Annotated in this window: 9 protein-coding genes; 2 read left to right on the top strand and 7 right to left on the bottom strand. The window is 65.4% G+C overall.

Features of this window, described 5'->3' with window-relative positions:
- Positions 1 to 218: 218 nt before the first annotated feature.
- The 7 genes from N825_RS34975 to flgK all read right to left on the bottom strand — a co-directional run bounded on the left by N825_RS34975 (position 219) and on the right by flgK (position 7,774).
- Positions 219 to 1,565, bottom strand: coding sequence for a tetratricopeptide repeat protein (locus N825_RS34975; protein ID WP_084165400.1), 1,347 nt, complete (start codon positions 1,563 to 1,565; stop codon positions 219 to 221).
- Between the two features lie 93 nt (positions 1,566 to 1,658).
- On the bottom strand, positions 1,659 to 2,399 hold the full coding sequence (locus N825_RS34970; protein WP_037461997.1) for a DUF1217 domain-containing protein: 741 nt from the start codon (positions 2,397 to 2,399) through the stop codon (positions 1,659 to 1,661).
- A 41-nt stretch (positions 2,400 to 2,440) separates the two neighbouring features.
- On the bottom strand, positions 2,441 to 2,839 hold the full coding sequence (locus N825_RS34965) for a flagellar biosynthesis regulator FlaF (RefSeq protein WP_037461994.1): 399 nt from the start codon (positions 2,837 to 2,839) through the stop codon (positions 2,441 to 2,443).
- Between the two features lie 141 nt (positions 2,840 to 2,980).
- On the bottom strand, positions 2,981 to 3,799 hold the full coding sequence (locus N825_RS34960) for a flagellin (protein ID WP_037461992.1): 819 nt from the start codon (positions 3,797 to 3,799) through the stop codon (positions 2,981 to 2,983).
- Between the two features lie 126 nt (positions 3,800 to 3,925).
- Positions 3,926 to 5,155, bottom strand: coding sequence for a glycosyltransferase family protein (locus N825_RS34955; RefSeq protein WP_037461989.1), 1,230 nt, complete (start codon positions 5,153 to 5,155; stop codon positions 3,926 to 3,928).
- Between the two features lie 88 nt (positions 5,156 to 5,243).
- Positions 5,244 to 6,278, bottom strand: a complete 1,035-nt coding sequence (locus N825_RS34950; RefSeq protein ID WP_037461986.1) for a flagellin — start codon at positions 6,276 to 6,278, stop codon at positions 5,244 to 5,246.
- A gap of 20 nt (positions 6,279 to 6,298) precedes the next feature.
- On the bottom strand, positions 6,299 to 7,774 hold the full coding sequence (gene flgK, locus N825_RS34945; protein ID WP_037461983.1) for a flagellar hook-associated protein FlgK: 1,476 nt from the start codon (positions 7,772 to 7,774) through the stop codon (positions 6,299 to 6,301).
- 339 nt (positions 7,775 to 8,113) lie between these two features.
- Here flgK and N825_RS34940 point away from each other — a divergent pair, with 339 nt between their 5' ends.
- Positions 8,114 to 9,802, top strand: a complete 1,689-nt coding sequence (locus N825_RS34940; RefSeq protein WP_157619768.1) for a methyl-accepting chemotaxis protein — start codon at positions 8,114 to 8,116, stop codon at positions 9,800 to 9,802.
- Positions 9,803 to 9,905: 103 nt separating this feature from the next.
- A partial coding sequence (locus N825_RS34935) for a tetratricopeptide repeat protein (RefSeq protein ID WP_037461980.1) occupies positions 9,906 to 11,177 on the top strand: 1,272 nt, incomplete at its 3' end.

The following is an 11,177-nucleotide window of genomic DNA, read 5'->3' as shown; positions in this document are numbered from 1 at the left end:
TCGCCCACGCTCTCGCCAACGATCCGGCCCGAAGGGCCCACGTCTCCCGCAAGATCCTCGACCGCGTCCCAGTCCTGTTCGAGCACCAGCCCAGCATCGACGCCTTCGACGAACTCTTCGCCGGCTGAACACCGCACATGGAAAAGGGCCGGGAGAGGTTCGCCCTCCCGGCCCTTTTCACCCAATCCAATGAGGCCGATGGTCAGGCCGGCTGATGGTCAGGTCGGCTTTTGGGCGATGAAGATCATGCCGAATACCGGGCGGCCGCCGCTGTTGCGAAGCTGCTCACGGGCGACCGACAGCACCTTGAAGCCCGCGTCGGCCAGCGCCTTCTGGACATAGGTCCTCCGGTGGGCGAAGCGGCCCGCCGCCGACACCTCGAAATCGGCCAGGAACGACTCCTCGACCGAGAAGGCGAACAAGCCGCCAGCTTCCAGCACGGCGGCGACCTTCTCGAAGATCGGCTCCAGCCGGCCGATATAGCCGCACACGTCGGCGGCCACCGCCACCGAATAGGCCCGGTCGATCTCGCCCAGTCCGACCTGGAGATCGACGGCCTCGATCTGGTCGTAGATTTCCTTCTCGAGCGCCACCTTGAGCATGTTGCGCGAGATATCGACTCCCTTTTGGAAATCGGTGATGTCGCGCAGCATCACGCCGGTCAAGCCGGTGCCGCATCCCAGGTCCAGAACGCTGTCGAACCGGGTCCGGCCGGGAACCGCCTTGAGCAGGTAACGACGGATCAGGCCGGGAACCCGGTAGCGCAGCTTCTCGATGACGTCCCGCTCGTAATAGCTGGCGTATTCGTCGAACAAGCCTTCCACGAAATTGGCCGGGATCTCGTCCATGTCCTCGTCCCGGAGCAGGGACAGCATGTGCTTCGATTTCCAGTTGGTGGGATCGAGCGCCAGCGCCTTCTCGAACGCGGCCAGCGCCTCGGCGTCGCGGCCGGGGATCTTGTGCAGCGCGTTGCCAAGGTTGTGGTACAGCTCGGGCGCCTCGGCGATGGCCAGCGTCCTGCGGCAGACATCGACGCTGCGGCCATATTCCTTCAGCGAGTTCAAGGCGCTCGACAGGTTGACCGCGGCGTCGACCATATCGGGATGGACGCTCAGCACCGTCTCGAACAACTGGATCGCGCCGAGATGCTCGCCCTGCCCCATCATGGCGAGGCCCAGGTTGATGTAGAGCTGGGGATGCTGGTCGGGCTCGGAATTGTTGATCGCCTTGACGTGGAAGACGACGGCCTCGTCGAACATCTTCATCTGCTGGAGATGGACCGCGAGGTTGTTGAGCAACTCCCAATCCTTCGGACGGGCCATCACGGCGGTGGCGAGATCCTGGATGCCGTCGCTCAGCTCACCCTGACGGGCGCGGCAGGCGCCCCGCAACGCCAGCAGGTCGGCGTCCTCGGGAGCGCCTTCCAGCGCCGAGTCGACCGCGGAGCGGGCGCCTTCCAAATCGCCGCGGGTCAGGAGGATCGCGGCGCGATTCCTGAGATCCGCCTGCCCGCCCGCTTCCGCCAACCCTTCCGCCGGCTTTTCCATCATCAGTTCAGCAGACATCAATTCTCTCCAGATTTCGGCGCTCGGCCGGCGTCGTGGCGGACACCAAGGGCGCGAATGACGGGCACGCCCATCGCGATGGCGTCCGGCATCTCACGCGAAAAGGTTTAGGACGTAACTATTCGAGCCGGTCGATGAGGACCCGTCGTCCGAGGCCATCAGGAAGCGCTGGGCTAGTTTGTCGACGAACTTGTCGTCCTTGAGGTCGGACAGCTTCATGCGCTTCTCGATCGCCGCCGCCTGGGCTTCGACCGATTGGTTGGCGAGTTCCAGGGGCAACCCAAGCGCCGTCGTCACGACATGGCGCATGCGCTGGTCACCCAGGATGTCGTACATGTTCCTGGCGGTCCCGGCGTTTTCCTTGAAATACATGGCCAGCGGCACGGCCGAGTTTTGGGAGGACAGACCCGCGTCGTACTTGTTCTTGACGTACAATTCGGCGAGGTCTTCCTTGGTGCTGTCGCGCTGAATCTGGCCCAGCCCATTTTCCCCCAGCTTGAGCATGGAGGCGGCCGTCTTGAAACGCTGATCGACCAGCTTGTTCATCAAGGCGTTGGGGTCGTCGGCCTTTTCGGTCAGGACCTTCTTGATAAGGCCCATCTTGTCGGTTTCCTTGCCCAACCCGACGGCATCCATGACGTACTTGACCAGCCGCTTGTTCTTGAACAATTCCTCGACGGAGGTGACCTTCTGGATGTTCTCGTTGAAGTAGGCGACTTCGGCCTTGACGTCCTTCCGGGCCGCCATCTTCTCAAGCCCAGCATCGCCCTCCTTCACCGCGATCTTGTATGCGGCGACCGCGGACATCTTCGCGAAGGCGATGGTGCTGGACATGGTCGGACTCCTCGGTGGTCCCTAACTCCCAAGCCCGCGTCTCAGGCGGTGGGGAGTTGGGTTGGAAGACCGGCGCCGGCGACCGCCTCGGGCTGCGCCGCCAAGCCTTCGATCATCTGCGTGTTGATATCGATTAGGAAGTCGACATCGAGCGTGCCGGTGATGTTTTGGTCGATTTCCCGAATCACCGCCTGACCGATCGAGATGATCTGTCCGCGCAGACTGGCGGGCAGACGGTTTTGATCGTCCTGCAGCAATTTGATGATGGTCATCCAGAGCAGCTTGTCGTCCGACGCGGCGCGGACGAGGTCCATGCCGTTCGGATTGGCCTTCCCCTGGATCAGGCCAAAGGTCACGCGTTTGAAGAGATTGGCCTCTTGCGAGCGATAATCGGTCTTCATCATCGCCGCTTGCTTGTAGGCATTGATCTTCGTGTTCATCGCCACTTCCGTTCAGAACCGCAATTTGATGGTGGTTTGAATTGTGTGAAAACCGCGGAAACCGCCGGAAGAGCCGCGAAGGCGCCACGCCGCCGTCCCCCGGGCCGTGAGACCTGGGGGAGGCGAAACGCGGGACGAGCCTTAGCGGAACAGACCCAGCAGCGACTGCGGAGACTGGTTCGCGATCGACAGCGCCTGACTGGAAAGCTGCTGCTTGACCTGCAAGGACTGCAACCGGGCGCTTTCCTTCGCCAAGTCGGCGTCGACGATGGAGCCCAGGCCGGTATTGGTCGCGTCGGCGATCGCATTGTTGAACCCGATCTGGTTCGTGATGCGGCGGCTGTCGGCGGCCAACTGGTTCATGGCGCGGCCAAGATTGCTCTCGGCGTTCGCCAGCGCGCCGGTCGTCGCGATCAGCGCCGCGGCGGCCGAATAGTCCGATGCGGCGCCAAGCTGGGAGTAGACCGCCGTCGCCATGTTCTGCGACGTCACGGTGATGTTGCCACCGTCGATGTTCGAGATGATCGACTGGTTGGTGCTGGTGTTGATCAGCGTGATGTCGTTGTACTTGGCGTCCTTGATGAAGTTGTCGATGTCGTTCTTCAAGGTATTGTACTGGTTCTCGTAGTTCGTGCGGTCGGCACCGGTCAGCGCCTGGTCGGCGAGCTTGGTGAGAACGACACGGACGTCCTGAAGCGACTTCGAGATGTTTTCACCGGCCTTGACGGCGACGTCGATCATGCCCTTGCCGACCGCGAGACGCTCGTTCACCGCGCCGATCGCCTTGACGTCGCTGCGGATGCCTTCGGCGACGGCGTAGGACGCGCCATCGTCGTAGGCGTCGGCGACGTTCAAGCCGGTGCTGATGCGCTTCTGGGTGGTCGACAGCGAGTCGCTGACGTTGTTCAGGTTCTTCAGGGCGATCATCGCCCCGACATTGGTGTTGACTGAGTTGGACATCGGTGCCTCCATTTTGGATAGATTGCGGTCTTCTTCCGCGACTAAATCCTAAACTCAGATCGTGAAAAAACCCTTAATATCGGGGTAGGGAGACCCTTGCCGCGCATCTTGAGTTGTGGCGGAAAATCAACGGGAATCACGGTTTTCAGCCAGTTTGGGCCCTGTTCCGGCGGGTGCGTCGAAAAGGCCGACCAGTCCGCTGAAAAAGTTCGTGGGATTGTGGTAATCACGACACCGTTCCCCCGCCGCCGGGCCCAGCGCCGCCAGATCGCGCCAATCGCGGGCCAGCCGCGTCAGGGCATCCTCGACCGCGTCGACGGTGAAGGCCGCCGCGCGAACGGCCACGTGTCCCAGCCGGACGGTTTCCAGATCCATCCATGATCCCGCCGTGATCAGCACCGGCTTGCCGGCCCCGACGGCCTCCAGGTAGATATGCGAGGTGCGCACGTCGTAGATGTCCGGCCGGTAGGGCACCAGCACGGCGTCGGCGCTCGCCAACAACCCGAGATAGTCGTCCTCCGGCAGGCCCCGATCGATGAAATCGACATCGGGCAAGTCCGTCCGCCATTCGTCGAGCAGGGTGCCGAGCAATTCATGCCGGCCGCACTGGATGGTGAAGTCGATGCCATCCAGGGCGGGGGACCGGCGGCGCAGGGCGTCGACGATCAGATGGATGCCCTTCTCCTCGCGGGCCTCGCCCAGGTAGACGAAACGCGGCCGGGCACCATCGCGCCGACGCTTGTGTTCCGCTTTCAGGATGGGATAGCGGATGGGGATCGGCAGGCTGGGCATCTCGAAGCCGGCGAGCTTGCCATAGAACTTGGCGAGGCCGGCGTTGTCGCACGCCATCATCACGCGGTCGGCCGGGAACTCGGTCCATAGGGAGAGGGCGTAGCGTTCCAGCGCCACGGCGATCTCGTGGTGCTCCCGCGCCATATGGAACCAGGGGGGGAAGCGCAGCACCAGGCAGATCCGGGGCCTCGGCTCCGGCAGGCCGCGGTACCACAGGTACAGGCCGACCAGCTCGCCGCCCAGGACGGTGTGCATCAGCACGATGTCGTCGGCCTGGAGATCCCCGGACACGCCATCGCACAGGTTGCGATAGAAGCTGCCGTTCTTGACCGACCAGTTCTGGATCGGGGCCAGTTCGGGAGGTCCAGCGATCCGGGCGTAGGAGTGCATGTCGAAGATGAGGCGGGCGCCGAACAGATCCTCGATCAGGGGGTCCATCCCCTTGAACCCGTGGAATACCGCCTCCAACCCATGTGCGGCGGCCTGCTCTCGCAAGACGAGGTCCAGGTGGTAGTGATGGCCGGCGGTGCTGTCCAGGCCTGGATCGAGGACGACGAGCTTCATCGGGCTTCCCGCGTGAGGTCAACGCGGATCGGTAGCACCGCCTTGGTTTACGATTGATGAACGCCGCGTTGGTCCGACGATGCCCGCCTCACAGGAAGTCGATCAGGTTCACCTGATGCAGCGTGGAGGTCACCTTGTACGACGCCTGGAGCTGGGTCTTGATCAGGTCCAGCTTGCTGATCGCGTCCGCCATGTCGACATCCTCGATGTCGGTGAGGTTCGTCTTGGCCGTCGTCGCGGTGATGTCGTGCTGGCTGTCGAGCGCCTTCATGCGTTCAGACGTCGAGCCCAGGATGCCGACATGGCTGTCGAGGTTCTTGGACGCGCTGTCGAGCGCGTTGCGGGTGGTGTCCAGCACGCTGTTGTAATCGGTGAACGAGCCCGGGTTGTTCGTGTCGTAGGTCAAGTTGGCGGCGGTCGCCAGGCCGCGCAGGATCTCGCGGAACGGCTCCAGTTGGCCGGCCGGTGGAGGCGGGCTTTCCGGTCCGTTGGCGCGGACCTGATAGCTGAGGTCCAGGTTGCGGTCGACGCGGGCCTTGAGGGGCGACGGATCGACGCCCTGGAGCGCCGTCGAGAAATACGTGTCGTCGGTGGCGATCGCGGTGGTCGCGGCGATGGTCGCCGGGGCGCCGTTGGCGGCGAAGGCGTTGACCTCGGTCTGCACGTCCGTGAAGAACTGGGCCGCGTCCGGGAACGGCGGGTTGGTGGTATCGCTGCCGGCGAAGATGTAGCGTCCCTCGACCTTGGTGTTCAGGAGTTGGGCGACCTCGTCGTAGCCACGCTTCGCGATGTCCTGGATCACGGACTGGTTCGGCGGGGGATTGCCGGTCAATTTTGTCAGCTGCTCGCGGACATCCCGCGCCACATCGTTGATGCGCTCCATCGTCTCGACGGCGCTGGTCACCCGCAGCTGGGCGGACGCGATGTTCTTCTGGTAGGTGTCCAGTTCGGTCACTTGGCCGCGCAGGTCGATCGACTGGCGCGCGTCGGCGCCGAGCCCGCCATAGACGGACGTCTTCTTGCCGCTCGACACCTGCTCGGTCAGGTCCGTCATGCGCTGCTGGATGGCCATGTTCTGGGTTTGCACCCGCATGAACTGTCCGTTGGTCGAGATCGAGGTCATGGTCGGGCTCCCTGGTCAAATCAGCGCAGGATGGAGATGAGGTCGGAGAACATCTGCCGGTTGGTCGAGACGACCTGGGCGGAACTGGCGTAGGATCGCTGCAATTGGATCAGAAGGGAGACCTCCTGATCCATGTTGACGCCCGACGCGTCGGCCAGCTTGACTTGCAGATGATCGCGCAGCGTCGTGGCGGGCTCCAGCTGGGCGGTCGTGGTCGAGCGGAGATTGCTCTGGTAGCTGACCAGCTCGCTGGCGAAGGAGGCGAAGGTCGAACTGCCCGGCAAGGCGCTGGAGAGGTTCGAGTTGGGACCCAAGTTGGCGGTCTGGAAGGCTTGGTTGGTGTCCAGCACGCCGTCGACGATCGAGCGCAGCAGGGTGCTGTCGGAGGACGAGGTGGCGGTCGCCACCGGCGATCCGTCGCGCAGCGCGCTGGGGGTGGCCACCACCGCCTGGGCCACCTGGATCTGGTTGGAGAAGCCGATCGAGAGGGTGGTCGGCACGTCCGCCGGAACGGTTCCTGCGCTATTGGTGAACAGCGTCAGGCCAGCGGTCTGGAACGTCTCCGCCATGGTCTGCGAGAACTCGTCGAGCTGGGCCTGGAACTGCGGCAGGGTCTGGTCGCGGAGTTGGATCAAGCCACCCAGCTTGCCTCCCTGACCCAGCCGCGTGGTGACGTCGGTGCCGGTCGTGGGGTCGCCCAGCCGGATCGGTTCGATGGCGCCGGGATAGGCCGCCTGCGGATTGATCGACACCTGCGCCATGGATAGCGGCTGGTACTCGGCCTCGAGATAGGGCTGGCCATAGTGGTCGAGCACCGAAACGGTGCCATCACCGCGACGCATCACGTTGATCTCGATCTGCTGGGAAATCTTCCCCAAGGCCTCGTCGCGCTGGTCCTCGAGGTCCGGCTGGGACTGTCCCGTCGCGGACAGCGAGCGGATCTGCTTGTTGAGATCGTCGACCCGCTTCAACTGCGTGTTCAGTTCCGTGATCGCGCTCTCTATGTCGACCTGGACCTGCGTGCGGACATCGTTGATGCCATCGGCCAGCCGGTTCAGGGTGCGGGCCACCGTGTCGGCGGACGCGACCACCTCGTTCTGGAGCGCCGCGGAACTGGGCGTGTCCATCAGCTTGGTGAAGCCGTCCTTCATCTGGTTGAGGACGCTGCCGAGGGAACTCTCCGAGTCGGGATCGCCATGGAGCATCTCGACCTGGCCCAGATACCGCTCGTTGACCTCAAGGTTGGCGACGCGCGTCTCCTGCTTCCGCACCTCGTTCTGAAGCGCCGAGTCGACCTGCCGCTCGATGCTTCCCGTCTGGACGCCGACGCCTTGGCCCTGGATGACGACATTGGACTGGCTCTGTATCTTCCGCGTGTAGCCGACCGTGTCGGCGTTGGCGATATTGCGCGAGACGACGTCCAGCCCTTGCTGGACAGTCTTCAAACCGCTCATCGCCGTGCGCAGGGAAACGTCGAGGCCCATCTGATCCACCATTGCCCACAGGCTTCGCCGGATGCGATGCCTGCCGTCGCATCCACAAGCAAGCGGCGGGCCACAATCGGATTCACCGTTTCGGGATTGGGTTTCGCGTCACTCCGGACGCCATGGGACGGACCGCGCGGTACACCCCGGGAGGCAGAATCTGCCGGGGTGGCTGCATGCTTTGCCGACCGCGGACGATACCGTCCGGAGGGATTCGGCAAAGCAAGATTAGAAAGGTCTTTTCACGATCTATGCCATTTTGGATAATTTTCTATACGCCCTAAACGTGAAAAAGTAATTTTTGGATTAATCAAACTAAATGCATCCCTTTAGAGCAGGATTGTGAACGCCATGCCGCAGTTGACCCTCCGCCAACGTCTCACCGGCATGGCCGCGGGCCTAACGCTCGCCGCCGGATTGGCGGGCGCCATTGGCGTGGCCGGCCTGGACGCCTCCAACAAAGCGGCCGCCGACTTGATCGACATGTCAGACGCCCTGGCGAGCCACATGCTGGGCGACATGATGCACGACGCCCTGCGCGCCGACGTGCTGACGGCCCTGCTGTCCGCCACCAACGGCACCCAGGAGCAGGATCACGCCGAAACCAAGGCGGCGTTCGAGGAGCACGCCGCGACGTTCAAGACGGCGCTGAGGAGCAACGCCGAGCGCTCGTCCCTCGATCCGGAAACCAGGGAGGCGCTGGAGAAGGCCGAGCCGGAGCTGAACCGCTACATCGCCGCCGCCGACACGATCATAGGGCTGACCCGGACCGACCTCATCTCGGCGCAGATGCGGATGCCGGAGTTCATCGCGGCGTTCGAGGCCCTCGAGGAGAGCAACGGCGCCATCACCGACCTGATCGACCGGCGCAAGGCCGAGCGGGCGGCGCTCAACCAATCGACCAGCGCCACCGCCAGGAACTTGTCCATCGCCATCGCCATCCTGACCATCGCCGCCGCCGTGGTCCTGACGATGCTGACCGCGCGGTCGATCACGCGGCCCCTGGCCCACGCCGCAGCGGCGATCGCGGCGATCGGCGAGGGCCGGCGCGATGTGACGCTGGACAAGGGCGCCAACGACGAGATCGGCGCCATCGCCGCCGCCATCCTGACCATGCGGGATCAGGCGGCCGCACTCGATGGGATGCGCGCGGACGAGGATCGCCGCCGCGACGCGTCCGCTCGCGAGACCGAGCGGACGGCGCTGGCGACCACCCGGTTCAACGACGGCATCGCCGGCATCATCGCGGCCCTGGTGGAAGCCGACGGCGACCTGCGCGGGGTGGCGGACGGCATCGCGGGCCAAGCGGCGACCGCGAGCCGGCAAGCCATGGCGCTCCAGGCGGCGGCTGGCCAAACCGCCGCGGCGGTCGAAAGCATCGCGTCCTCCGCCGGGGAACTGGCGTCTTCCGTGACGCTGGTCGGCGACCGGACCGCCGAGGCCGCGGGCGTGATCAAGGAGGCCGTCACCCATACCAGCCAAGCCGCCGTCCGTATCCAGGAGCTGGAGGGTGCCGCCCGGCGGATCGGCGATGTCGTCCAGTTGATCAATGGCATCGCAACCCAGACCAACCTTCTGGCGCTCAACGCCACGATCGAGGCCGCTCGGGCGGGAGAGGCCGGCAAGGGCTTCGCGATCGTGGCGCAGGAGGTCAAGATCCTGGCGAACCAGACGGCGGAGGCGACGGCCGAGATCTCGACCCAGATAGCCGGCATCCAGAGCGGGACGGAGTTGGCGGTCGCGGCGATGGGGGCCGTCGCGGGAACCGTGCAGCGGGTCAGCTCGATCGCCACCACGATCGCGGGATCGGTCGGGGAGCAGAGCGCCGCCACCCACCGGATCGCCGAAAGCATGGCCGGCAGCGCCGGTTCCGCGCGGGAGATCACCGCCAGTCTCGGCAACGTGACCGAAGCGATCCACGAGACCGATCTGGCGGTCGGCCGGATGACCGGATCGGCCGCCCAGGTCGCCCGGCAGATCGAGAACCTGCGCGCCGAGGCCCTCCGCTTCACCGCCGACCTCCGGGTGAAAGCCGGCTGACCCGCGGGCATTCCCCGCCGACTGGGAACCGCGAGGCATGTTTCATTAGGAAAAGGGATGGTACGGTGTGGTTCGCACCGCTCCCGAAAACCGATGCCGCACCATGCCCGCTGAAAACTTGGCCGAGATCCTGAAGGAGGCGCAGCGTCACCACGATGCCGGGCGCCTGACCGAGGCGGCCGGGGCGTGCCGCCGGGCGCTGGCCCTGGCGCCCCCACCCGGCGTGCTCCAGGTGATCGGACAGGTGGGAGCGCGGGCTGGCGACTGGGATCTGGCGGCGGGCGGCTTCGGCGGCTTGCTGGCATTCCGGCCGGACGATCCCGACACCCTGCTGGACTATGCCATCGCGCTGCGCCATCTCGGAAAATTCGACGCCGCGGCCGACGCCTGCCAGCGCGCCCGCGACCTTGATCCCGCGATGATCGAGGCGCGATTTACCCTTGGCCACATCCTGCTAGATCAAGGCGATGCCACCGGAGCCGCCCGCGTCTTCACGGCCGCGGCGGATTTGGTACCGGACGAACCGCTGGCCCACGCCAATTTGGGCATGGCCGCGCTGGCCGCCGGCGACTTCGGGGGAGCGGAAACCGCCTTCCGCCGCTCGATGGCGCTCGACCCGGCGGGAAGCGCGGCGCTCGCGGGGCTGGGCGCCGCCCTGCTTCGGCAAGGCCGGCCGTCGCAAGCCGCCGAGGTCCAGCGGCACGCGGTGGCGCTGGACCCGTCGAGCGCCGCGGCTTGGCATGATCTGGCCCTGACCTCGGTGGGACTTGGAACGATGGAGCGGGCCGCGGACTCGGCGCGCCGCGCCATGCTGTGCGACCTCGCCGATCCCTTGGCTCCCGTGACCCTGGGCAACGCGCTGCTCGCGCTTGGGCGGATAGAGGAGGCGGCGGACGCCTACCGGCGGGCGACGGCGCTCCATCCCACCGGGGCCGAGGCTTGGAACAACCTGGGCTTCTGCCTCAACCGGCTGAACCTGCCAAGCGAGGCGCGCGCCGCGCTCGCCTTGGCCGTGACGCTGGATCCCGGCTTCGCGCCAGCGTGGTGCAACCTGGGCGCGGCGCTGGCCGGCCAAGGACACCATGGCGAGGCCGATACCGCGTGGCGGCGCGCCCTGACCCTCCAGCCGGATCATCCCGACGCCTTGCTAAGTGTCGCCAACGCCTTCCTCCGGGACAACCGGTTCGGGTTGGCCGCGGCGACGCTATCCTACGCGCTGTCCGCGACCCCCGATTTCCCCCGCGCCCAGACGCTGCTCGGCAACATCCTGCTGGACCGGGGCGAGGTCGCCCGCGCCACCACCGCGTTCCGCCAGGCACACCGTCTGAGCGGGGACGCGGGGCTGGAGGTGAAGATGGCGCTGGCGTTGCCGATC

The sequence above is a fragment of the Skermanella stibiiresistens SB22 genome (assembly GCF_000576635.1).
GTDB classification, from domain to species: Bacteria; Pseudomonadota; Alphaproteobacteria; order Azospirillales; family Azospirillaceae; genus Skermanella; species Skermanella stibiiresistens.
Note: the sequence above shows the minus strand (reverse complement) of the source record. Positions and strands in the feature narration are given on the sequence as shown.

Coding starts and splice junctions, on each gene's coding strand:
- N825_RS34975 (WP_084165400.1), bottom strand. CDS start 1,565: ATGTCTGCTGAACTGATGATGGAAAAGCCGGCGGAAGGGTTGGCGGAA.
- N825_RS34970 (WP_037461997.1), bottom strand. CDS start 2,399: ATGTCCAGCACCATCGCCTTCGCGAAGATGTCCGCGGTCGCCGCATAC.
- N825_RS34965 (WP_037461994.1), bottom strand. CDS start 2,839: ATGAACACGAAGATCAATGCCTACAAGCAAGCGGCGATGATGAAGACC.
- N825_RS34960 (WP_037461992.1), bottom strand. CDS start 3,799: ATGTCCAACTCAGTCAACACCAATGTCGGGGCGATGATCGCCCTGAAG.
- N825_RS34955 (WP_037461989.1), bottom strand. CDS start 5,155: ATGAAGCTCGTCGTCCTCGATCCAGGCCTGGACAGCACCGCCGGCCAT.
- N825_RS34950 (WP_037461986.1), bottom strand. CDS start 6,278: ATGACCTCGATCTCGACCAACGGACAGTTCATGCGGGTGCAAACCCAG.
- flgK (WP_037461983.1), bottom strand. CDS start 7,774: ATGGTGGATCAGATGGGCCTCGACGTTTCCCTGCGCACGGCGATGAGC.
- N825_RS34940 (WP_157619768.1), top strand. CDS start 8,114: ATGCCGCAGTTGACCCTCCGCCAACGTCTCACCGGCATGGCCGCGGGC.